This window comes from Amycolatopsis arida (assembly GCF_900115565.1).
GTDB lineage: Bacteria > Actinomycetota > Actinomycetes > Mycobacteriales > Pseudonocardiaceae > Yuhushiella > Yuhushiella arida.
In genome coordinates, this window is sequence record NZ_FOWW01000002.1 from 607406 (window position 1) to 629430 (window position 22025).

Genomic DNA, 22025 nt, shown 5'->3' on the forward strand with positions numbered 1-22025 from the left:
CAGAAGATGCGGCACACGACCTCGGTGACCGATGAGGTGCGGTACGGCTTTCGAAGACGGGCCAGAGAAGACTTTTCCGGAGCCGGCGGCAGGCAGCGTCTTCTGGCTTGCGCGGGATCCCCAGTCCCGGAAGGGAGCCGCCAGCCCGCCAGCGCAGGCGAAGAGACGCATCGGTCGAGCGCGTACGGCGACGATGGCCCGGTGACGAATGACTCCGTGGTGCCGTACGTGCGGGACGTGGTCCGCCGATGGCCGGGGCACGACGCGGTCTCCTGGGCGGGAACCACCGTGAGCTACGGCGAGCTCCACGCGCTCGCGTCGGCGATCGCCGCCGTGTTGCTGGAGTTCCACGGTGAAGCGGTCGCGGTGCGGGTACCGTCCGGGCATCGCCAGATCGCCACGCTGCTGGGTGTTCTCGCGGCCGGCGCACAGCTGCTCTGGCTCGGTGCGCACGAGACGGGCGAACGAGGTCGCGTCGTACTGCGGGACCTCCGGCCCGCCTGTCTCGTGCTGGACGGTGCCGAGGACGAGTTCGCCGAGTTCTACCGAGCAGAGCTCTCCGGCAAGATTCTCGACCTCGGTACGGTCGTGCCCACCGCGGCGCCGCTCGTTCCCGTCGAGCCGGGCGGTCCTGCCTACTTCGCGTACACGTCCGGCTCGACCGGCACGCCGAAGGGTGTCGCCCAGACCCACGCGGCCTTGGCGCAGTTCACCTCCTGGCTCGGCGGCACGTTCGAGATGGGTCCGGGCGCCCGGGTGGCCCAATGGGTGGCCCCCGAACATGATCCCGCGCTGTGCGAGGTCTTCGCGACCCTGGTTTCGGGTGGCACCCTGTGCCCGGTGCCGGAGCGGATCCGCGCCAACCCGGACAAGCTGGTCGGCTGGCTCGCCGAGGAGCGCATCACGCACCTGCAGACGATTCCCAGTTTCATGCGGGAACTCCTGCGTGCCGGGCTGCCATCCACCCTTCGCTGCCTGCTGTTGATGGGTGAAGCGCTGCCGGCCGAGCTGGTGAACGGGCTGCGCTCGGCGCTGCCCGCCGCCCGGCTGGTGAATCTGTACGGCCCCACCGAGGTGATCGCCGCGACCTGGCACGAGATCGCCGGGGAGGTGCAGGACACAACTCCGATCGGTGTGCCGATTCCTGGACGTGCGGTGCTCGTGCTGGACGATCAGGACCAGCCGTGCCCGGTCGGTGTCACCGGAAACCTCGTCGTCCGCAGCCCGTACGTCACGCCTGGCTACTTCGGCGTCGGCCGCACCGACGCCTTCCGCCCGGACGGGTGCTACCGGACCGGAGATCTGGCGTGCCTGCGTCCGGACGGGCTGCTGGAGTTCCGGGGGCGCCGAGATTTTCAGGTCAAGGTCGCCGGCGTGCGGCTGGAGCTCGGCGAAGTCGAGGCGGCCCTGGCCGGGCACGAGTCGGTACGGGAGTGCGCGGTGGTCCCGACCGTCGACGCCGATGGGCTCACCACCCATCTGGTGGCCTATGTGGTGCCGCACAAAGAGCCGGAGGTGCGGGCGTGGCGCTCCTACCTGCGCGCGCGCTTCGGGCGATCGATGTCTCCGATCCGGGTGAAGGTGCTTTCCGGACGGCTGCCGCGCACCGTCGCGGGAAAGGTGGACCGTCGTCGTCTGGCCGGGTAGCCGAGCCGCGGGCCAGGAAACCAGCGGTGCAGCGTGAACTCAAGGTGAACATAACCGGCAACCTGATGGAGTGAGCAGAGTGACCACAGCGGAAACGCCAGTGACAGTTGAGATCGACGGCGAGAACCTCGACATCGCCGGTGTTCGCCAGGTGGCGGAGGACGGCGCGTTGGTCCGGGTGGCGCCCGAGGCGTTGGCCAAGGCGGCGATCTCGCGGAAGTTGTTCCAGGAGACCGTGCACGAGGGGGTGCCGGTCTACGGTGTCACCACGGGCTACGGCGAGATGATCTACATGCTGGTCGACACCGCGAACGAGACCGAGTTGCAGACCAACCTCGTCCGCAGTCACAGCGCCGGCGTCGGCCCGCTCTTCGCCGAAGACGAGGCGAGGGCGATCCTCGCCGCCCGCCTGAACGCGCTCGCCAAGGGCTACTCCGCGGTACGACCCGCGGTGCTCGAGCGGCTGGCGCTGTACCTGAACCTCGGCATCACCCCGGCCATTCCGGAGATCGGTTCACTGGGCGCCAGCGGCGACTTGGCCCCGCTCGCGCACATCGCGACCACGGTCATCGGCGAGGGCTACGTCGTGCGGGACGGCAAGCGCGTCGCGACCGGCGAGGTGCTGCGCGAGCACGGCATCGAGCCGCTGGAGCTGAAGTTCAAGGAGGGCCTCGCGCTGATCAACGGCACGTCCGCGATGACGGGTCTCGGGGCACTTGTCGCCGGCCGGGCGCTGAACCAGGTGCGGCAGGCCGAGATCGTCACGGCACTGGTCGTCGAGACACTGCGGGGCTCGAAGAGTCCTTTCCAGCCGGAGGGCCACGACATCGCCCGCCCGCACCCCGGCCAGATCGACACCGCAGCGAACCTGCGCGCGCTGATGGACAACAGTGAGCTGACCGTGGAGCACGCGGATCTGCGCCGCGAGTTGCAGGATCGCAAGGAGGATGGCGCCAGCGTCCAGCGCACCGAGCTCTACCTGCAGAAGGCGTACTCACTGCGCTGTATCCCGCAGGTGCTCGGCGCTGTCCGTGACTCGCTCTACCACACGGTGCGTAAGCTCGACATCGAACTCAACTCGGCCACTGACAACCCGTTGTTCTTCGAAGGCAAGGAGATCTTCCACGGCGCGAACTTCCATGGCCAGCCGATCGCGTTCGCCATGGACTTCACCACGATAGCGCTCACCCAGCTCGGCGTGCTGTCGGAGCGGCGAACCAACCGGTTGCTCAACAGGCACCTCAGCTACGGCCTGCCGGAGTTCCTGGTGAAGGATGAGCCCGGCCTCAACAGCGGTTTCGCCGGCGCGCAGTACCCGGCGACGGCGCTGGTGGCCGAGAACCGGACCATCGGCCCGGCCAGCACCCAGAGTGTCCCGTCCAACGGGGACAACCAGGACGTCGTCAGCATGGGCCTGATCGCGGCCCGTAATGCCCGCCGCGTGCTCGGCAACAACAACGTGATTTTGGCCGTGGAGTTCCTCGCCGCGGCACAGGCGGTGGACGTCTCCGGCCGGTACGACGGGTTGAGCCCGGCAGCGAAGGCGACCTACGACGCGGTTCGTTCGCTGGTGCCCACGCTGGACCGTGATCGCTACATGGCCGACGACATCGAGCGGATCGCCGCGGCGATCTCCCAGGGCCGGTTTCTGGAAGCGGCCGACCAGGCAGGCATCGAGCTGCGCTGACCCGAGCGGCGCGAGGGCCGCCTTCGAACCTGCGAGGTTCGAAGGCGGCCCTCGGCACGCGAGCTCAGCAGGGCCTGATCGAGATCGGCACTCCGTTGAACACGGCGTTGCCGGACAGCGTGTCCACGACCGACTCGTCGGTGAGCGCGTTCACGTTGACCCCGCCCTTCGCCGACGCGACCTGTTGAGCCGCTTCGGTCTGCCCCCAGCCATGCGGCAGGCTCACCACGCCGGGCATGATCGTGTCACTGGGCTCGACCGGCACTTCCACCTCGCCGGCGGCGGACCGGACGAGCGCCCGCCCGCCGAGGCCGAGCCTGGCGGCGTCGGCTGGGTTGACCTGCAGCGTGCACCGGTTGCTCCCGCCCGCGAGCGGGCGCACGTTGTGCAGCCAGCTGTTGTTCGAGCGGAGCTGGCGTCTGCCGATCAGGACGAACTCCGGCGCGGGCACCGCCAGCCGTTCGCGAAGCCGTGCGACGTCGTCGGTGAGCGCGGACGGTGCCAACTCGACCCGCCCGGACTCCGTGCACACGAGTTCCGGAAGCCGTGGCCGCAGCGGTCCCAGATCCACGCCGTTCGGCTTGTCGAGAAGATGGGCCAGTGAAAGCCCGTACGGTCCGGATTTGAGCAACGCGTCCAGCAGCAGCTCCGGTCCGCTGTCGCCGCGGAGACCGTCCCGGACCTCGGCCGCGCCCCGGCCGGCCAGTGGCGAGCCCGGGATCCGCGTCATCGCGTCGAGGATCGCGCCGATGACCTGCTCGTCGAGCGCGGCCGGCGGAACGTCCGGGCCGTATCCGGACAGGATCAGCACCAGCTTGGCCATGATCTCGGCTTCCGAGAGCTGGTTCGGTTCCAGCGGATGGATCGCCGGCGAGAACCGGGTGTAGTTGCGCACGGCGATGGTCTGCTCGAGGAAATCGTAATGCGGGGTCTGCAGGATCCGGGGCGGCGGCAGGATGACGTCGGCGTGTCTCGTCGTCTCGTTCAGGTACGGATCAACGCATACCATGAAGTCCAGCTCACCGAACGCGGCGGCCAGCCTCGGTCCGTTCGGCGCCGACAGCGCCAGGTTGCCCGCGACGGTCACCAGCGCGTGAACCTGGCCCTCACCCGGGGTTTCGATCTCGTCTGCGAGGGTGGCCACGGGCAGTTCGCCCATGGTCTCCGGCAGCTCGCGTACCCGGCTGTGCCAGTTGCCCTGTGTGTAGGGCACGCCGGTGCGGAATATCTCGGCATGCGCCGTCTTCGCGAACATCAACCCGCCGGGTCGGTCGAAGTTGCCGGTCAGGATGGCGATCACGTCGACGAGCCACTGGGTGATCGTGCCGAACTCGACCGTACAGGTCCCGATCCGGCCGTAGACGGCGGCCGACGGCGCCGCGGCCAGTTCGCGGGCCAGCCGGCTGATCACCGCGGCGGGTACGCCGCACACCTTTTCGACCGCTCGCGCGGTGAAGTCCGCCGCCAGCCGTCGCAGCTCCGTCAGCCCGTTGACCTCGACGTCGACGGTGACCAGGTCCTCGGCGAAGAGCGCGTGCACGATACCGAACAGCAGAAAGGCGTCGGTGCCAGGCCGGACGAACACATGCTCGTCGGCCAGGTCCGCGGTCCGCGTGCGCCTCGGGTCGACCACCACCACCTTGCCGCGCCGTCGCCGGATCGCCTTGAGCCGACGCGGGAAATCGGGAGCGACGCACAGGGATCCGTTCGAGACGGCCGGGTTGGCGCCGAGGATCAGCAGATAGTCCGTCCGGTCGAGGTCGGGAACCGCGACGGCGAACGGGTCGCCGAACATGAGCCCGCACGAGACATGCTTCGGCATCTGGTCGATGGTGGCGGCCGAGTACACGTGACGGCTGCCGAGTGACTGGGTCAGCGGAGTGCGGTACATGAACCCGGCCATGGTGTGGTAGGTCGGGTTGCCGAAGTAGACGGCCAATGCCTGCCTGCCGTGCTCGTCGATCACCGCGCCAAGTCCCCTGTCGACGGTCTGGAACGCCTCCTCCCACGACACCTCCAGCCACTCATCGCCTTTGCGGACGAGCGGCACGCGCAGGCGGTCGGGATCGGCGTCCAGTGCGCCGAGGCTGGCGCCTTTGGCACACAGGAATCCCCGCGACAGTGGGTCGGCCGCGTCCCCCTGCACGGAGGTCACGCGGCCGTCGTTGTCGAGGGAGAGGCGCAGGCCGCAGATCGCGTCGCAGATCGGGCAGGTCCGGTACGCAGTCCTCATAGGTTCGTTCCATTCTCCGGGAGGGCCAGCATGGCGCACCGCCGGGAGCAGATGTTCTCCGGACGTGCGCATTACCGGCGCAGCGGTAGTCATGAGCGGTGCGTGGCAATCGAGGAGACGTCGCCGTGATCCGGCCGGACCGATGCTGGTGCACAAGGATCATGTTCAGCTCACAGGTCGTGAGCGGCCGGTTCGGTGGCCGACGGGGCGTCGAGCCCGTCGCCCCGCTGACCCCGATTCCTCGCTGGGTAAGGAAAGGATCCACATGGGCAACGAAACCGGGAGCCGTGCCGTCGTGCTCGGCGGGAGCATCGCCGGGCTGTTCACGGCCAGGGTGCTCGCCGAGGCCTATGACGAAGTGTTCATCGTGGACCGCGACGAGCTGGTCGGCGCACGCGGGCCCCGCCGCAGCCGGCCCCAGGGCCGGCACATCAACGCGATGCATGTGCGTGGCCGGGTGGTCATGGAGGAGCTGTTCCCCGGTATCACCGAGGAGCTGATCGCCGACGGCTGCCCCAGCGGGGACTTCGCGGGCGACTGCCGCTGGTATTTCCATGGAAAACCGCTCAGCCGGGAGGACATCGGCTACCTCGCCGTGCCCGCCACCGCCCCGCTGATGGAACGGCATATCCGCGAGCGGACGCAGGCGCTGCCCAACGTGAAGTTCGAAGAGCAACTGGACATCATCGGCTTGGTCACCACGGAGGACCGTGGCCGGGTCACCGGCGTGCGGGTACAGCCGATCGGCGGCGGGGCGGCGCAGACCATCGAGGCCGACCTGGTGGTCGACGCCACCGGCCGCGGCTCGCGCACGCCGCTCTGGCTGGAGGAGCTCGGCTACCCGCGCGTCGAGGAGGAACGCAAGAAGATCGGTCTCGGCTACGTCACCCAGCACTACAAGCTGCACGCCGACCCGTGGGACGGCGACCTGGCGATCATCCCCGTCGCCTCGCCCGAGTCACCGCGCGGTGCGATCTTCACGAAGACCGACCACGATCGGGTCGAGCTCACCGTGTACGGCCTGCTCGGCGACCACCCGCCGACCGACCAAAAAGGCTTCTACGCCTTCGTGAAGTCGCTGTCGGTCCCGGACATTCACGAGGCGCTACAGTACGCCGAGCCGCTTGACGAGCCGGTCGCGTTCCGGTTCCCGACCACGATCCGGCGGCGCTATGAGAAAATGGCGCGGCTACCCGATCGGCTGCTGGTCGTCGGTGACGCGGTGACCTGCTTCAACCCGGTGTACGCCCAGGGGATGACCGTTGCCGCCCTCTCGGCGCTGGTCCTGCGCGGTCACCTGCACTCGGGCGCCGCGCCGCAGCCGCGTGAGTTCTTCCGCGACCTGGCGAAGGAGGTCATCGACCCGCCCTGGGACATGACGAACACCGTCGACCTCAGCTTCCCCGGGGTGGAGGGAAAACGCGACCTCAAGGTGCGGATGGGACAACGCTACCTGGCGCTGGTCCAAGCGGCCGCGACACGGGACAAGAAGGTCACCACCGCGTACATGCGGGCGGCGGGCATGCTCGACCGACCGGACGCGCTGATGCGGCCCGGGGTGATCCTGCGGGTGCTGTTGAGCGCTTGGCGCCGGCCGACGCCGGTCCCGAGGCCCCCGGTGGTGCCGCTCTCGCCGGAGCCCTGAGCCCGGCACATCGCATCCGAGCCCGTGTCGGCCGTGTCCTCGGCCGACACGGGGACTCGATGCCGATGATGCGCGAGGAGGACGGCCAGGGCGCACCGCCGTGGCACGGCGTCGACCTGGATCGCGGGATCCTGGTCCCGCGGCCCTCGACTGATGCTCGAGGACATTCCGGATGGTGCGGATCGAGCGGCGCTACAGCTGACGGGTGCGCAGGGCGTGGCCCAAGGGGGTGAGGCTGTGCAGCACGTGTTGGCCGATCCGCTGGCTCACCACCAGCCAGCAGTTTCGGAGGACGTGGGCGTGTTCACTGGCCGAGGAGGGCGCGATCCCGAGGAGCTCGGCAAGGTCGGTGGTGGTGCGGCCGGTCGCGAGCGCGGCCAGGATCCTCGCTCTGGTCGCGCCGAGGAGAGCGGCCAGCGTCTCGTCGTGCCGATCGCGGCGGACGCGCGGTATCCAGTCCGGCCGGTGCTCGAGCGTAGACGAGAACCGGCGGCAGGGTCGGGTCGGCCAGCGCGACGGGGTAACGCCAGCAGAAGTAGGAGGGAATGAGCCGCAGCCCGCGGCCGCCGAGTCGGATGTCCAGGTCGTTGGGGTAGTCGGCGGACAACACCGGCGGGTCCCAGCGCAGCACCGGGCCCAGCGAGGTCAGCAACGCCGCTGTCCCTCCGCTCCTGACGGCGTGCTCGCACCGGGCGTGCGCCGCGCCGATGTGCGTGATGACGGCGCTCCACTCCGGCCGACTACTCGTCTCGACGGTCCTGGACATGGCGATGATGTCGGCGCCGGCGGCGCAGGCGCACAACGGCTACGTCACCAGCAACCGCCCTGCGTGCAATGGTGTCGTCGAGGGACACAGCAACGACACCGGGACCGTCTGGACCACCTACCGGCGGCAGGGCTCGTGCAAGGGGCATGCCTGGATCCGGGTCAAGACGAACCTCGGCTGGTCGAGCTGGAAGCACGCTCCGGGTTCGGCGGTTCTCGTCATCGACGACCGGATCTACGCGACCGAGCACAAAGGCTGCTCCGGATGCTACGTCAAAGGCATTTACCATAACCACTGACGAGCTACGGGACTACCAGCCGTAACAGGTCGCGCCGACGAGGCGGAGCCGGTTCGCAGCGGCTCCGCCTCGTCGCTCGGGCGAGTATGTGCTCGTCCACCCACCCACACGACCGCCGAGCGGGCCATCCCCCCGGGTGGGAAAGCCGGCAAGGGTCCGCGGTCCGTCAGTCCGGTGCCGGGACCGTGCCGGTGACGTCCTTGTCGGGGAACCTGAACACGGCCAGTTGGGTCGCGTGCGCGAGGAGCGTGCCCTGCCGCGGGTCCCAGAGTTCGTTCTCGAGCGAGACGTAGCCGTCACCAGCGTGATGGGCGCGGTTGCGGGCGAGAATCCACTCGCTGTGAGTGTCGCCGAAGAGCCGGACGGTGAGATCGGCGCTGGGCGCCAGCCAGACCGGCAGACCGGTCCCCATGCGTTCGGACACGGCACCGAGCATGGTGTCGCTGACGACCAGGAAGGCGAGCCGGTCGAGGGTCCCGTCCGGTTGGAACGGGGGCTCCTCGAAGCGGTACCAGTAGACCTGTTCGGAGGTGCTGGGCTCGTACTCTTCCCAGGGCGCATGCCCGGACACCAGGTGTCCTTCCAGTTGCTCCCACAGGGGGGCCGGAACGATTCCCTCGACACTGTCGGGGCTGTCCCGAAAGGACGTGCACTGCTCGGGCGGAACGGGCTCCGGCATGGTCGCGTCGGTGAAGGCGAAGCCGGGGCGATTGCCACCGAACACGGCGGTGGCGATCAGTCCGACGCTGCCGTCCCCGGTTCGCAGGGTCGCTGTCGCCTGGCTCATCGACCTGCCTCGGCGCAGGATGGTGACGTCCACCGTCACCTCGCCCGGCGGCACCGGGGCGACGAACACGGTGTGCACCGAACGCAGTGGCTGGTCCGGGAGTCCCAGTCGGCGTTCCATCGCCCGCGCGGCCACCGCCGTGGTGAGTCCGCCGTGCGGAAGGAACGGCGCGTTCCAGCTCGCCGAGAGGGCGGCCCGGTACCGATCTGGAGAGCCCCCGTCGACCGCCAGTTCGGTGTCCCGGCTGAACTGGGAGGAAGGCATCTCCGGCTCCGTCGTCGTCCCGCTGAGTCCGCCCGAACATATCAGCCCGCCCGCCGCCGGACGGCCCTGGTGCAGCGCGCGACCGCACCCCCAGATACCGCAGCGCGGTCCTCCGGGACGTGGTGCCGGTGTCAGGCCTCATGGAGTGACTCCGTATCCGTCTCGGCGGCAGTGGCGGACTGTGCCGAATCATTGGCTGATTTGTCCACAGCGTCCAGGGTTGTGCCTGCACCTGGTCAGGGCCGCGGTCACGCCATGTCGAACGGGTTCGACGGCGTCGGCTGCCCCGGCGGCCCCCGCCACGTCGTTGCTGCTCATTGGTTGACTTGGCTGTCGAATCATTCGATTGTTCTCGGGTGAGTAGCAGCGATTCCGTGGAGAGCCCGCTCGGCCGGCACCGGACCATCCACGGCCAGGTCGTGGAGTGGCTCGGCCGTCGTATCGTCGCCGGTGAGCTGTCGCACGGTAGCCGGCTGCCGAACGAGGCCGAGCTGGCCGCCCAGGTCAAGGTCAGCCGCGGCGGCGTACGGGAAGCGGTCAAAGCCTTGGCGGCCAAGGGGTTGGTGGATCCACGGCCCAGGCTCGGCACCCGCGTGCTGCCCCGTGACCAGTGGAACCTGATGGATCGCGAGGTCATCGAGTGGCACAGCAGGGCCGCCACTCCCGAGTTCGACTACGTGCACCTGCACCCGGAAGGGGAGATCCTCGTCGCCCGCGGCAGGCAGCGGATCGCGTGCATGCGCGGGCCGAACACGAACACCGTTCCGGCGAGGGTTCCGGACGAGCTGCGGGCCGCGCTGGCCCCGTACTCGTCGGATGCGGCAGTGCTGACCACGGGAGGCTGACGTGGCGGACAACGGTCTCGCGGCAGGTGGCCGTCGGCCGGTGGCCCGGCTGCCCAACCCGCCGCGGCTGTCGCCACAGGCGTCGCTGCGGGAGGTGATGGGGCAGTTCGCCACGGGGGTCACCGTGCTCACCGCGGGCGGCCGGGACGGGCACGGCATGACCGCCAACGCCTTCACCTCGGTGTCCCTGGAACCGCCGCTGGTGCTGTGCTGCGTGGCCAAGGCGGCGCGCATACACGAGGTGATCATGACGGCGCGCTCGTTCGCCGTCTCGATCCTCGGTGGGGACCAGCGGGACGTGGCAAAGCACTTCGCCGACTGGCGGCGCCCCCGCGGGCGGGCCCAGTTCGACGCGATCGGCTGGTTCCGCGGGCCGCGCACCGGGACCCCGCTGGTCGCCGACGCGCTGGCGTGGCTGGAGTGTGAGCTCGTCAAAGTGTACGCGGGCGGGGACCACTCGATCTTCGTCGGTGAGGTGCTCGACGCCAGGCGCGGCGAGGGCGGGCCTGCGCTGGTCTTCCACGGCGGCGAGTTCCAGACGACGGGCGGCGCGCCGTCACTCGTGCACGACAGAAAGGCCATCTCGTGACCACGAACCCAGTGCCGGTACCGCTCGAGCCGACGTCGCCGGAACCGGTCGGCAGGCTGGGCAGGGGGATCGTGTGGAGCGACCTCGTCGCGGAGATGGAACGCGATTGGGCGCAGCGAGAGCTCGAGGTTCAGGAGGATCGGGAGGCTGCGTGATGAGGTCGGAAGCGGCCGAGCAACCGCCGGAACCGGGGCGCGCGCCGGTTCTGCGGGTGGTGCGGTCGGACGACTTCGCCGAACTCGAGCCGGAGCCCGCGCATCCCTCGATGCGCACCTTGCGAGCGGCACCGTCGTGGTGGGCCAGGTCGGCAGCAGATCGTCGGCGGGCGAGGCGCGCTTGCACGTGACCAGTTCGGCCAGGTACGTGGTCATCGCGCCGACCGCGGCCCAGGCTGCCGTCGAACAGCTGCTGGCCTCGTGGGAATCCGGCGCTCATGCCGAACGTGTCGTCGACATAGCAGCCCCCGGGCTCTCACGCCAGGTCGGATCAGGGACCAGACCGATCAGGAACCGAGAAGCGCCGGCTTCCGAACCGCTCCCAGCCTCACGGTCATCACTCGACGGGAGGAAGCACATGACCGAGAGCCGGACACCGAACCAGCAGGCGGGCAGGCGCGGCGGGCCAGGGTCGCTGTCGCGGTGGGTGCAGCGGGGATGAACGCCAGGACGAACCGCAAGATCCGCGGTGGCCGAAGCACGTTTATGGGCAGGGACCTGCTGATCCTGAACACGGTGGGCCGGCGCAGCGGGCAGCCGCGGGAGACGCCCCTGGCGTGGTTCGCCGACGGCGAGGACGCCTGGCTGATCGTCGCGTCGGGCGGTGGGAGCCAGCACCCGGACTGGTACCTCATCACTGGTGGCACACCCCGACCGGGCGTCGATCGAACTGCCGGCCGTGACGCCGTGCCGGTGACCTCGCACCGGCTCGCCGGCGCCGACCGTGAGCAAGCGTGGCAGCGCATCGCCGCCCAGTCCGGTGCGCGAAGTACCAGAGCAAGCCCGACCGGGAACACCCGGTGATCCGGCTCACCTCGCGGTGACCGCGGGTGGCCGGCTCCAGCTGCGGTACGCCCTCGCCGCAGGACGGGAGCCGGCGTCCGTCGCCCAACTCGCCGCCCCGCGTCGCGGGGGTCGGCGAAGCGGTTCAGCCGGCATCGCTCGGGCACGGGTCCCGCCACAGGGGCCACAGCGGTGGGCCGTCGGGGAGGGTGAACGGAGCGCCGTGGGCACGGTAGCCGTGCCGCTCGTACAGGGACCGGGAGCGCTCGCTGCTGGCCTCCAGGTAGGCGCCCACCCCGGTCGCGTCGAGCACCTGGTGATGCTGGCGCAACAGGCTGCCGCCCAACCCGCGACCCTGCACCGAGGGGTGGATCGCGAGGAACGCCAGGTGACGGTGGGCCACCTCGTGCGGGTGGTGCGCCTCGAACGTGGCGTCCAGCGCCCGGAACCGATCGACCCACGGTCCGCACGCCCGCGCCAGCCGCGCGTCGTAGTCGGCCGGCGGGGGCGGCGGCTCCGGGCCGTCCAGGTGGAACCACACGGCCACGCCGGCGCCGCCGTCGATCAGGTCCAGATGGCCGTGCGCCAGCGCGTGCTCGACATGGATGCGGAAGTTCGCTCGCAACACGCGCAACCGCTCGTCCCGGCCGGCCGGGACGAGCCAGCGGGACACCGCGAGCGGCTCGAAGGCCTCCGCGACCAGCCGGCTGGCGATCTCGAGGTCGCCAGGGCCACCGGGGCGGATCTCAACGGACAGCGTCATCCCGACCTCCGTTCCCGAGGCTCCCCGGTTCGCCGGCGAGCGTGGCCTTGGCGCCCTGCCCGATCACCGCGTACACGGCCGGCCGCCGGGCCCGCAGCGTGAGGCCCCACCCGACACCCAGCATGGCGGCGGCCAGGTAGACGCCGGGCACCACCCAGCGCAGCACGGAGTCCTCGGGGACGCCGAGCAGCGTGGTGAGGTTCGACAGCGCCAGGCCGCTGACCACCAGCAGGGCCAACCCGGCCAGCACCGGGGCGATCCACCGCCGCCACGGGTGCTCGGCACCGGGATGGCGGCGGAAGAACACCACCACGGCCACGGACGTGACGGTGATCAGCAGCAGCACACCCACCCCGCCGAACGTGCCGGCCCAGTAGAACAACCGGACCACGGGATCCCATCCGGCCACGGCGTAGGTGAGGATCACCGCGAGCCCGATTCCGCTCTGCAGCAGCGATCCGACCAGTGGGGCGCCGGAACGCGACCGCGTCCTGCTCAGCGCCGCCGGCAGCACCCTTTCCCTGCCGAGCGCGAACATGTACCGCGAGCTGGTGTTGTGGAAGCTGATCGCGGCGGCGAGGATGCTGGTCACCAGCAGGGCGTTTCCGATCGCGGCGATCGTGCCGCCCAACTGGGACCGCGCCAGCGTGAAGAGCAACTCCGTGCCGTGCGTGCGGGAGGCCTCGACGATCCGGTCCGGGCCGGTCGCCACCTGCATCGCCCAGGACGCGACCGCGTACAGCGTCCCGATCAGCGCGACCGACAGGTACGTCGCGATCGGCACCGTCCGCCGCCGGTCGCGGGCCTCCTCGCTGAACACCACCGACGCCTCGAACCCCACGAATCCGAGCACCGCCAGCGCGAACAACGCCCCGACGCCGGGACCGAACAGCGTGCCGGGCGCCAGCGCGTCGACGGCCACCACCCCGCCGGCGGGATGGGCGAGGTTGCTGACCGCGAACACCGCGATGATCGCGATCTCGGCCATCAGCAGCACGGCGAGCACCCTGCCGTTGACGTCGACGTGCTGCAGCCCGAGCGCGGCCACGAGTGCCCACGCCGCCAGGGCGATCACCCACCACGGCAGCTCGACGCCGAACCAGCCGGCCAGCAGCGGCTGGGTGGCGGCACCGATGAGCCCGTACAACCCGACCTGCAGCGCGTTGTACGCCAGCAACGCCATCCACGCGGAACCGACCCCCAGCGGCCGGGACAGCCCGCGGCTGACGTAGGCGTAGAACGCGCCGGCGTGCGCGACGTGCCGGGCCATCGCGATGTACCCGACGCTGAACACCGCCAGCACCACCGCGATGACCGCGAACGCCAGCGGGACCCCCACCAGACCGGTCTCGGCGTAGCCGGTGGTCACCACCCCCGCCACGACCGTCAACGGGGTGGCCGCGCTCATCACGAAGATCGCGATGGCCGGCGCGCCGAGCCGATCCGCGGCCAGCGCCGTGGAGACGGCACTCGATCCGTCCGGCCGCGCGGCGGAGCGCACCGGATCCCTCAGTGAGGACATTCCAACTCCAGAGCTCGATCGCAGTGACGGGCTGAGCTAGATCCGGTGGTGCAACACGGCCACCCCCATCGCGGTGTCGGTGTCGACCACCAGCGCGCGCAACGGCCTCGGCAGGCGGGCGACGAGACCGTCCACATGGTCCCGGGTCGACGCGGGTGCGTCCGGGAACACCACCGGGTACAGGCCGGTGGCCACCACCAGACCGGAAAGGACGACGTCGTGGATGGGTACGTCGGCCCAGCGGGGACGCCCTGGAACCGACAACCCGAGTCTGGCCCTCGGCCACGCGGCGACGTTGACGTCGACCGGTGGGTACACAGTGGACCTTCCGAGGAAGCCCGCCGAACGGCTGCGCACGAGTCCCGCCCGCAGCAGGCGATGGGCGACCCTGGCGTACGCGTGGTGGCCGAGGTAGCGCAGCCACTCCCGTACCGCACGCACCTCCCGCTCGCCGGCGACCTCGGAGAACACGGCGCGTGCCACGTCCTCGCCGGGAGGGCGGTTCTCCACCACCACGACCTCCCCGTTCTCGATGTCGACGCCGCCGGCGAGAACCAACTCGGCCAGCAACGCCGCCGCCAGGCCCGACCCCACCGCTCGCGGACCGAGCCGGCACCGCCCGGACACGTCATCGTGGGCGCAGAACCAGAAATCATCGGCGAGCAACAACGCCGGCACCGCGACCGCCGCCTCCCCCCGGATATGTGGAATGGATTCGAGGTCCGGGGAACGACGCGTATTCCTCCCTGTCGCGCGTTCACCGGTCACCTCTCGGGGCCGTAAGTCAACACCCACTCGAGGTGGCCAGTCAATACCCTTCCGTGCCGCGAACATTCGTCCCGGAACGAACGCAACACCGGGGATGCACTCCAGTTCCGTGATCATTCCGGAAAGAAGACCACCCCCTGCGCCGGAGTGGAAAGCGGAACCACCGAACCCCTTTGTTGGCGTGCCAACAACAGGGAGGGCCCGCTCCGGAACTACTCCAACCGAGTCATTCGAGGACTCCATCGGAACCATTACGGGAGCAGCGCGTGTTCAATCCCGAAAAAGCACTCACTCGGACGGCGCAACATCCGCTCAGCGGACCTCGGCCCACTCCGTGGCGTCCAGACCGAGGAGGTCGACCAGCGCGGCCGCCCCTTCCGGGGTCACCCGGACCGCGCGGCCGGACCCGATCCGGCGGACCCAGCCACGCTCGAACGCCCGCGAGCACAGCCGCGCCCCGGCGACGCCGGCCAGGTGCGGTCGCCGCTCGGTCCAGTCCAGGCACACCCGCGCCATCGGCCGCCGCGTCGCCCGCAGCAGTTCCGGCGCCACCCCCACCGGCCCAGTGAGCCACTCCAGGCCAACTCCGGTCAGCGCGCAGCCACCGGTCAGGTCGAGCAACCCGCGGCGGACCATCGCGCCGGTCACCGCCACGCCGAGCCGGCCGGCGAGGTGGTCGTAGCAGGTGCGGGCACCGGCCAGCGCCGCCGAAGCCCTGGCCGCGCGCAGCCCCCGCGGGCGAGCCGTCCCCGTCCCGGCCTGCCCGGCCAGCGTCTCGACCAGCTCCGCGGCCTCCGGCCCGGCGAGGCACACGTACCGGTGTCGCCCCTGCCGCCGCTGGACGAGCAGCCCGCCGGCCACCAGCCGGTCCAGGTGCTCGCTCGCCGTGGCCGGCGCGACCCCCGCCCGCGCCGCCAGCTCCCCCACCGTCCACGCCCGACCGTCGAGCAGCGCCAGGCAGAACTCCGCCCGGGTGCGGTCGGCGAGCAACCCGGCCAGCGCGGCGAGCTCGGTGGCGGACATGTCCCCGATCCTGCCCTCCCGACACTTCGGCCACCACCGAACGATCCGCGCCCTAGCCTCGAGCCCATGGCCCAGTCCCGCCTCGCGACCTTCCGCGCCCTCCACTCCGCCGACCAGCCGCTCGTGCTGCCCAACGCCTGGGATCACGCGTCCGCGGCCGCCCTGCTCGCCGCCGGCTTCCCGGCCGTGGGCACCACCAGCCTCGGTGTCGCCGCCGCCAACGGGCTGCCCGACGGCGAGGCCCGCACCCGTGACCACACCCTCGTCCTCGCCCGGCTGCTCGGCACCCTGCCCGGCCTGCTCACCGTCGACGTCGAGGGCGGGTTCGCCGACGAGCCGGACGAGGTGGCCGGATTCACCGCCGAGATCGCGGCCGCCGGCGCCGTCGGCATCAACATCGAGGACGGCCGGGGCGACGCCGGCCTCGCCGACCCCGGCCGGCAGGCCGAGACCATCGCCGCGATCAAGGCGGCCGTGCCGGACCTGTTCGTCAACGCCAGGGTGGACACCCACTGGCTCGACCTCGCCACGGACACCACGCTCGCCCGTGCCGAGCGGTACCGCGACGCCGGCGCCGACGGGATCTTCGTCCCCGGGTTGAGCGCGCCCGCCGACATCCGCGCGCTGGCCGCGAGCCTGGACGTCCCGCTCAACGTGCTGTACGCCCCCGGCCGGCACACCGTCGCCGAGCTCGCCGAGCTGGGTGCGCGCCGGATCAGCACCGGCTCGCTGCTCTACCGCCACGCACTGCACTCCGCGGTCGAGACCGCTCGCGACGTCCGCGCCGGCCGCCCGGTCACCACCACCGTCCCCAGCTACAGCGACCTGCGGCGACCGAGCCGGTGACCACCCGCGGATTCACTCGACGTGCCCGCCCGCGCCCGCGCGGCCGTGGCTACGCTGGCGATGGGCTCGGTGGACGCCGCCGCGCCCACCGAGCACAGCCGACCGCCGACCACCCGAGGTGCGTGCCCCACGATGCCGAAGACGAAGAACCCGCTGACCAAGAAGAGCAGCGTCTCGACCAACGTGATCCTCACGGTGATCGTGCTGGTCGTGGCGGTCGTGGTGATCGGCGGGGTGCTGCTGGCCAACCGAGACGGCGGATCGGCTGAGGGCGTGTCGTCCGAGGTGTTGCGCCCCGAGGGCAGCCACACCCTCACCACCGCGGACACCGGCGTGTACCTGGTCGAGTTCCTCGACTACCAGTGCCCCGCGTGCGCCGGCTACTACAAGAACGTGACCAAGCAGCTCGAGCAGGACTACGCGGGCCGGATCACCTTCGTCACCCGCAACTTCCCGCTCGACATGCACCCACTGGCCATGCTGGGGGCCAGCGCCGCCGAGGCGGCCGCGTTGCAGGGCAAGTACCAGGAGATGTACCACGCGCTGTTCGACAACTGGAACGACTGGGCGGTGGCCCCGGACGGTCAGGGCCTCGGCGACGACGAGCAACGGGCCCGCGCGGCGTTCGACCGGTTCGCCCAGCAGATCGGCCTCGACCTGGAGAAGTTCCACGCCGACATGGAGTCGCCGGCCGTGCGGCTGCGCATCGAGGCGGGCAAGGCCGACGGCAACAAGGCCGGGGTGAAAGGCACCCCGACCCTGTTCGTGAACGGCCAGAAGTTCGAGCCCACCGCGCAGGACTACGCGGGCGTCGACCGGCAGCTGCGCGAGCGGATCGACGAGGCGCTGGCGCGGTGAGCACGACGGCCGAGACCGAGCGGGCCCGCACGACGACCGGGGTGCGCGGGCTGGCCTGGCTGTACGTCGTCGGCGGCGCGATCGGCCTGCTGGCGTCGTTCGCGCTGATCATCGAGAAGATCGCCACGCTGCGGAATCCGGACTACGTCCCCACCTGCAGCCTCAACCCGGTGGTGTCCTGCGGCTCGGTGATGGACAGCCCCCAGGCGGAGCTGTTCGGGTTCCCGAACCCGCTCATCGGCATCGCCGCGTTCGCCGTGATGGTCACCGCCGGCGTGGTGCTGCTGGTCGGGTTCGCCGCGCCCCGCTGGTTCTGGCTCGGCCTGCAGCTCGGCACCACCCTCGGCGTGGTCTTCGTGCACTGGCTGATCTGGCAGAGCCTGTACGACATCGGCGCGCTGTGCCCGTACTGCATGGTCGTGTGGGTCGTGACCATCCCGATGTTCTGGTACACGACCCTGTTCACCGCGGGGCAGGGCCACCTGCCCACCGGCCCCGCCCGCCCCGCGGCGCTGGCGCTGGCCCGGTTCCACTCACTGGTGCTGGTGCTGTGGTTCCTGCTGATCGTGGTGCTGATCCTGCAGCGCTTCTGGACCTTCTGGACGGGCGGGTAGACCGGTCAGGGGTGGCGGCCGAGGAAGGCGACCAGCCGGTCACCGGGGTCGGCCGTGGCCGGGACGGCGACCGGTGCGGCGAACGGGGCCGGCCGGTCCGCCGCGGTCACCAGGTGCGGGCACAGCACCAGCAGCTCCTCGGCCAGCCGGGGCGGGACGGGCGGTGGAGGCCGCACGCCCGGGCGAGGTCCCACCCGTGCACGGTGACCTCGACGACCCCGGCACCGCCCAGCACGCCGCAGCCGAGCGGGTGGTGGCCCACCCGAACCGGCTCCGACCCTTCCATGCCCGCCCAGGAGGCGAGCAGTCGGCGGGCCTCCGCGCGGACGGCCCGGCCGCGGGGTCCGCGGCCGGGCCGTCCCACCGTGGCGGGTCCACCCTGCCGAGCTCGGCCGCCTCGCACAGCGCGGCGAGCCCGTCCCGGAGGTGGTGCAGCAGGTCGTGCACGTCCCAGCCGGCGCACGGTGTCGGCCGGCCGAGGTCGATCGGGCGCACCAGGTGCGGGACGCCGAGGGTGTAGGCGGTCGCGCGCTCCAGCAGGGCGGCCCCGCCGGCCCGCGCCACCGTCCGGCGCGGTGTCATCGACGCCCCCGTTCAGGCTGTGGTCAGGCGCGGCTCGGCCGCCGGGGCGTCCGGCAACGTCTCGGGGAGCCCGAAGGCCGCGAAGAGGGCGGTGTCGAGGAACACCCCGGCGTGGGCGATCCCGTCCCCGGCGAGGGTGAGCACCTGGATGTTGAACGCCCGGAACGTCCCGTCGTGCGGGTCGCGCAGGTAGATCGCGAACGCCGGCTGACCGTTCGCGCCCACCGGCACCATCCGCAGCTCACCCGGTCCCGCCGGGCACCGGCACGCCAGGTGGCGGGCGATGGCGTCCCTGCCCACGTAGTACGCGGCGTACGGCGGCATCTCCCACACCGCGTCGGCCTTGAACAGCTCCACGATGGCGGCGACGTCCTTGCGTTCGAACGCCGCGACGTACCGTTCGAGCAGCTCCCGCTGCTCGGCGGCGCTGGGCTCGACGACGTCGTCCGGATTCTGCGCCACCTGCGCGAGCTGAGCGCGGGCCCGCTGCAACGCGCTGTTCACCGACGCGACCGTGGTGTCCAGCAGCTCGGCCACCTCGGCGGCCCGCCAGCGCAGCACGTCCCGCAGGATCAGCACGACCCGCTGCCGTGGCGGCAGGTGCTGCAGCGCGGCGACCAGCGCCAGCCGGATGCTCTCCCGCTCGGTCACCACCGCGGCGGGGTCGGCCCCTTCGGCGCCGACCAGCGCGTCGGGCACCGGCTCCAGCCACGGCACCTCCGACCGCTCCACCAGCGGCTCGTCCGGGTCGTTGCTCGGCGCGCCAAGCCCGGTGGGCATCGGGCGCCGGGCTCGGCCGTCCAGCGCGGTCAGGCACGCCGTGGTGGCGATGCGGTGCAGCCAGGTGCGCAGCGACGACCGTCCCTCGAATCGGTCGTAGGCCCGCCACGCCCGCAGGTAGGTCTCCTGCACCAGGTCCTCGGCGTCGTGCACCGAGCCGAGCATCCGGTAGCAGTGCGCCAGCAGCTCCTTGCGGAACGGGTTCGCCTGCCGCAGGAAGTCGTCCCGCGGCTCGGTTGGCCGCGTGCCCGTCTCGGTTCCGCTCGTCATGGATGTCACCGCCATCGTCGTCCTCCCCGTCCCCCGGCGCCGACGGTAGTACCGGTTCGAGTGTCTCCACCAGTACCGACCGTCGACCGGGCGGCACTCATCGGCACTCATCGGCACTGGGCTACGGGGTGCGGCCGGCGAGGCCCACCACTCGGTCGAGCAGCGGCGCGTCGGCGGGGACCTCGACGGGTGGGTTCCACAGCTCCGGGAGCGGGGCCTCCGTGACGAACCCGGACACGTGGTCGAGGCAGGCCCGCAGCGTCTCCTCGGGCAGGTCGAAGGGCTGCCCGGTGGCTCTGGCGAGGTCCCAGCCGTGCACGACCATCTCGGTGAGCGCGATCCGGCCCCAGAGCTCGGTGGGCAGCTCCAGGCCGGCCCCGGTGGCCGTGCCCCGCCAGGCCGCGGGGTCGTCCCAGGCCTCGCCGAGGGTCCGGACGTGCCGGCGGGCGGCGTCCCGCCAGCCGGGGCCGAGGTTCGCCGCGGTGGGCTCGGGTGGATCCTCCTGCTCGCCGACCTCCTTCCTGGCGACGGCGGTGAACCCCACCGCGGCGCCGTCGACGTGGTCGATCAGGTCACCGACGGTGTACTCGGTGCAGGGCGTGGGGCGGGTGAGCTGGTCGTCGGTGATACCGGCCAGCACCTCGGCCATCCGGTGGCACGCGGGCTTCAGGTCGATCACGGGCGCCTCCTTCAGCGGCTCGGGTTGGCGCTCCCGCGGGTACTGACCAGCGGCGGCGCGGAAACTCATCACTGGCCCGGGAACACGCCCGGCGCCACCTACATCCGCACCCTCCGCCGCCGAGCCAGCAACCGCTTCGAACACATCCGGCGCAACCCCCACAACCAGATTCGCACCGCCTGATCACCGTCACCAAGACCACATCCGCTACCTCCGAATCTGGCGGGCACTGGCAATTCCCTGTGTGGGCGGAGGACGCGGGATGGGAGGGGAGCGTAGAATGGAAGGGTGGGCCCGCGTGAGTGTCAGACACGCGGGCCCACCCTTCCCATTTCCCAGCTCCTGCGGATCTCAGCTCAGCCGCGCAGCAGCCAGCTGTAGTCGCCGTAGGTGCCGAGGTCGAGGTACTTGTCCAGGGTGAGCGCCGTGGCCGGGTCGCACAGCACGGTCAGGTCGCCGTAGGTGCCGAAGTCGCAGTACTCGGCCGGGGTGAGCAGCGTGGCGGGGTCGCACAGCTTGCTGAAGTCCCCGTAGGTGCCGAAGTCGCACAGCGCCCCGATGCCGCCGGTCACGCCGGCCGCCTCCGACTCGACCGGCGTGCTCGCGAGCGCTGGCGCGGCGCCCGCGAACAGTGCGGCGGTGGACAGCACGCCAACGGTCAATACCTTACGCATCTTCATGGGAATAATACTCCAGAGGATCTAGTGGAAACCATGCGAACAAAGTGCCCGCATGGCACTGATGAATTTCCCGAATGGGATTTCTGTCGATTGCGGAAAATCGACGTGGCGAAGGTTACTGCTCGGCTGAATGAGCCGTCAAGTGCGCGTACCCGCCTTCGCCCGATGGGGTTACTCAATGCGGTGGACTTTTTCCGGCCTACTGCGTGCCTGACCAGTATTCTTGGTGGCTTGAGCCGACATTAAGGGGAATTTCCGTTCACGCGAAAGGGTGATTGGACGTCCAACTGTGTACGTGGAGTCACCACGCGTCGGCGGCTCCCGAAGCGTCGTGGATACCGTCGTCATCGGCCGCCCCGGTGTTACCGGAGCCGGCGCGAGCAATTCCTCGCGGCCCGGCTGGATTGCCGACCGGATGCGTTCGAAGCCGACTCCTGGCAATCGGCACGGGGAACCTCGCGGGTCAACATTCAGCCGTCGCGCGATACGCGCTGCGCGGCCTGATCCCCACACCAACCTCGCTCGCGACGCCGGCCGCGAAGCCCTCGAAGTCCTAGGTGCCCTAGGTGCCCTCGGTGCCACCGTCCGCGACGCATTAATCACGAAGTGTTGCCGGACACCACCAGCCACCGGGACACGGCCGGCGAGCACACGGGTCCGCGCCCCGCTGGACGTCCCGCGCGACCACGAGCCCGATGTGCCGCGTTTCACCCACGACCCACGCGTGCCCCACCTCGAGCCACCACACGCCCGCCAGGCGGACCAGCACTCCTGCCAGCACGCGGCGAACCCGCGGGTCGTCCGCCTGTCCCTGCCATCGAGGACGCCACCGCCGTCGCCGTTCACCGTGCGGGCGAGGTCCTGACCACCGCCACCACCAA

The 22025-nt window shown here is 70.8% G+C and carries 24 protein-coding genes; 12 read left to right on the forward strand and 12 right to left on the reverse strand.

Annotated elements, in window-relative coordinates; all coding sequences use genetic code 11:
• Nucleotides 1-6 precede the first annotated feature (6 nt).
• Nucleotides 7-1647 carry an amino acid adenylation domain-containing protein gene (locus BM051_RS07645; protein WP_092529304.1) on the forward strand — a complete coding sequence of 547 codons (1641 nt, stop codon included), beginning with the start codon at nt 7-9 and terminating at the stop codon, nt 1645-1647.
• Between the two features lie 100 nt (nt 1648-1747).
• Nucleotides 1748-3334: a tyrosine 2,3-aminomutase gene (gene cmdF, locus BM051_RS07650; RefSeq protein WP_208325831.1), complete on the forward strand. Its 1587-nt coding sequence runs from the start codon at nt 1748-1750 to the stop codon at nt 3332-3334.
• A 64-nt stretch (nt 3335-3398) separates the two neighbouring features.
• On the opposite strand, the gene BM051_RS07655 is transcribed toward cmdF, so the two are convergent.
• Nucleotides 3399-5567, reverse strand: coding sequence for a molybdopterin-dependent oxidoreductase (locus BM051_RS07655; RefSeq protein WP_092529306.1), 2169 nt, complete (start codon nt 5565-5567; stop codon nt 3399-3401).
• 64 nt (nt 5568-5631) lie between these two features.
• Between BM051_RS07655 and BM051_RS07660 the strand changes: the two genes are divergently transcribed.
• The gene (locus BM051_RS07660; RefSeq protein ID WP_243859217.1) at nt 5632-7212 is read left to right on the forward strand and encodes an FAD-dependent oxidoreductase; all 1581 of its coding nucleotides are present in this window, start codon (nt 5632-5634) and stop codon (nt 7210-7212) included.
• Nucleotides 7213-7277: 65 nt separating this feature from the next.
• Nucleotides 7278-7445: a DUF6191 domain-containing protein gene (locus tag BM051_RS29720; protein WP_279587023.1), complete on the forward strand. Its 168-nt coding sequence runs from the start codon at nt 7278-7280 to the stop codon at nt 7443-7445.
• On the opposite strand, the gene BM051_RS29725 is transcribed toward BM051_RS29720, so the two are convergent.
• Together BM051_RS29725 and BM051_RS07670 are read right to left on the reverse strand one after the other, a co-directional pair.
• Nucleotides 7405-7596 (reverse strand): ArsR/SmtB family transcription factor, encoded by a 192-nt coding sequence (locus BM051_RS29725; protein ID WP_341770755.1) that lies wholly within the window; start codon nt 7594-7596, stop codon nt 7405-7407. The two genes, BM051_RS29720 and BM051_RS29725, sit on opposite strands and share 41 nt — an antisense overlap.
• A complete protein-coding gene (locus BM051_RS07670; protein WP_243859218.1) occupies nt 7517-7978 on the reverse strand; it encodes a hypothetical protein in 462 nt (153 codons plus the stop codon). The genes BM051_RS29725 and BM051_RS07670 overlap by 80 nt, the downstream gene beginning before the upstream one ends.
• On the opposite strand from BM051_RS07670, the gene BM051_RS07675 reads away from it, so the two are divergent.
• On the forward strand, nt 7977-8276 hold the full coding sequence (locus tag BM051_RS07675; protein ID WP_134045887.1) for a hypothetical protein: 300 nt from the start codon (nt 7977-7979) through the stop codon (nt 8274-8276). The two genes, BM051_RS07670 and BM051_RS07675, sit on opposite strands and share 2 nt — an antisense overlap.
• A 166-nt stretch (nt 8277-8442) precedes the next feature.
• On the opposite strand, the gene BM051_RS07680 is transcribed toward BM051_RS07675, so the two are convergent.
• Nucleotides 8443-9327: a thioesterase family protein gene (locus tag BM051_RS07680; RefSeq protein WP_092529309.1), complete on the reverse strand. Its 885-nt coding sequence runs from the start codon at nt 9325-9327 to the stop codon at nt 8443-8445.
• Nucleotides 9328-9683: 356 nt separating this feature from the next.
• On the opposite strand from BM051_RS07680, the gene BM051_RS29730 reads away from it, so the two are divergent.
• The 4 genes from BM051_RS29730 (at nt 9684) to BM051_RS07695 (ending at nt 11780) form a co-directional block, all read left to right on the forward strand.
• A complete protein-coding gene (locus BM051_RS29730) occupies nt 9684-10172 on the forward strand; it encodes a FadR/GntR family transcriptional regulator (protein ID WP_243859219.1) in 489 nt (162 codons plus the stop codon).
• A 1-nt stretch (nt 10173) separates the two neighbouring features.
• A complete protein-coding gene (locus tag BM051_RS07690; RefSeq protein ID WP_424923217.1) occupies nt 10174-10761 on the forward strand; it encodes a flavin reductase family protein in 588 nt (195 codons plus the stop codon).
• Between the two features lie 11 nt (nt 10762-10772).
• On the forward strand, nt 10773-10916 hold the full coding sequence (locus tag BM051_RS30635; protein WP_424923218.1) for a DUF6222 family protein: 144 nt from the start codon (nt 10773-10775) through the stop codon (nt 10914-10916).
• A gap of 498 nt (nt 10917-11414) precedes the next feature.
• Nucleotides 11415-11780 carry a nitroreductase/quinone reductase family protein gene (locus tag BM051_RS07695; RefSeq protein ID WP_243859220.1) on the forward strand — a complete coding sequence of 122 codons (366 nt, stop codon included), beginning with the start codon at nt 11415-11417 and terminating at the stop codon, nt 11778-11780.
• A 124-nt stretch (nt 11781-11904) separates the two neighbouring features.
• Here BM051_RS07695 and BM051_RS07700 read toward each other — a convergent pair whose 3' ends face one another.
• The 4 genes from BM051_RS07700 to BM051_RS07715 all read right to left on the reverse strand — a co-directional run bounded on the left by BM051_RS07700 (nt 11905) and on the right by BM051_RS07715 (nt 15835).
• A complete protein-coding gene (locus BM051_RS07700) occupies nt 11905-12522 on the reverse strand; it encodes a GNAT family N-acetyltransferase (RefSeq protein WP_092529310.1) in 618 nt (205 codons plus the stop codon).
• On the reverse strand, nt 12506-14044 hold the full coding sequence (locus BM051_RS07705; RefSeq protein ID WP_092529311.1) for an APC family permease: 1539 nt from the start codon (nt 14042-14044) through the stop codon (nt 12506-12508). The genes BM051_RS07700 and BM051_RS07705 overlap by 17 nt, the downstream gene beginning before the upstream one ends.
• Nucleotides 14045-14080: 36 nt before the next feature.
• Entirely contained in the window at nt 14081-14722 is a 642-nt protein-coding gene (locus BM051_RS07710) for a GOLPH3/VPS74 family protein (protein ID WP_166677569.1), read from the reverse strand.
• A gap of 402 nt (nt 14723-15124) precedes the next feature.
• Nucleotides 15125-15835, reverse strand: a complete 711-nt coding sequence (locus BM051_RS07715; RefSeq protein ID WP_092529313.1) for an ArsR/SmtB family transcription factor — start codon at nt 15833-15835, stop codon at nt 15125-15127.
• A 66-nt stretch (nt 15836-15901) separates the two neighbouring features.
• Between BM051_RS07715 and BM051_RS07720 the strand changes: the two genes are divergently transcribed.
• From BM051_RS07720 to BM051_RS07730, 3 genes are all read left to right on the forward strand, one after another.
• Nucleotides 15902-16681 carry an isocitrate lyase/PEP mutase family protein gene (locus BM051_RS07720; RefSeq protein WP_092529314.1) on the forward strand — a complete coding sequence of 260 codons (780 nt, stop codon included), beginning with the start codon at nt 15902-15904 and terminating at the stop codon, nt 16679-16681.
• 132 nt (nt 16682-16813) lie between these two features.
• The gene (locus BM051_RS07725) at nt 16814-17539 is read left to right on the forward strand and encodes a DsbA family protein (protein ID WP_092529665.1); all 726 of its coding nucleotides are present in this window, start codon (nt 16814-16816) and stop codon (nt 17537-17539) included.
• Complete coding sequence (locus BM051_RS07730; RefSeq protein WP_092529315.1) at nt 17536-18153, forward strand: vitamin K epoxide reductase family protein; 618 nt, start codon at nt 17536-17538, stop codon at nt 18151-18153. Before BM051_RS07725 ends, BM051_RS07730 begins: the two co-directional genes overlap by 4 nt.
• Before the next feature lie 5 nt (nt 18154-18158).
• Here the strand turns inward: BM051_RS07730 and BM051_RS29395 are convergent, their stop codons facing one another.
• The 4 genes from BM051_RS29395 to BM051_RS07750 all read right to left on the reverse strand — a co-directional run bounded on the left by BM051_RS29395 (nt 18159) and on the right by BM051_RS07750 (nt 21144).
• Nucleotides 18159-18347, reverse strand: a complete 189-nt coding sequence (locus tag BM051_RS29395) for a hypothetical protein (RefSeq protein WP_208325832.1) — start codon at nt 18345-18347, stop codon at nt 18159-18161.
• 400 nt (nt 18348-18747) lie between these two features.
• Nucleotides 18748-19785: a sigma-70 family RNA polymerase sigma factor gene (locus BM051_RS07740; protein WP_208325833.1), complete on the reverse strand. Its 1038-nt coding sequence runs from the start codon at nt 19783-19785 to the stop codon at nt 18748-18750.
• Nucleotides 19786-19906: 121 nt separating this feature from the next.
• Nucleotides 19907-20464 (reverse strand): TIGR03086 family metal-binding protein, encoded by a 558-nt coding sequence (locus BM051_RS07745; protein ID WP_092529317.1) that lies wholly within the window; start codon nt 20462-20464, stop codon nt 19907-19909.
• A 356-nt stretch (nt 20465-20820) separates the two neighbouring features.
• Nucleotides 20821-21144 carry a hypothetical protein gene (locus BM051_RS07750; protein ID WP_134045889.1) on the reverse strand — a complete coding sequence of 108 codons (324 nt, stop codon included), beginning with the start codon at nt 21142-21144 and terminating at the stop codon, nt 20821-20823.
• Between the last annotated feature and the right edge of the window lie 881 nt (nt 21145-22025).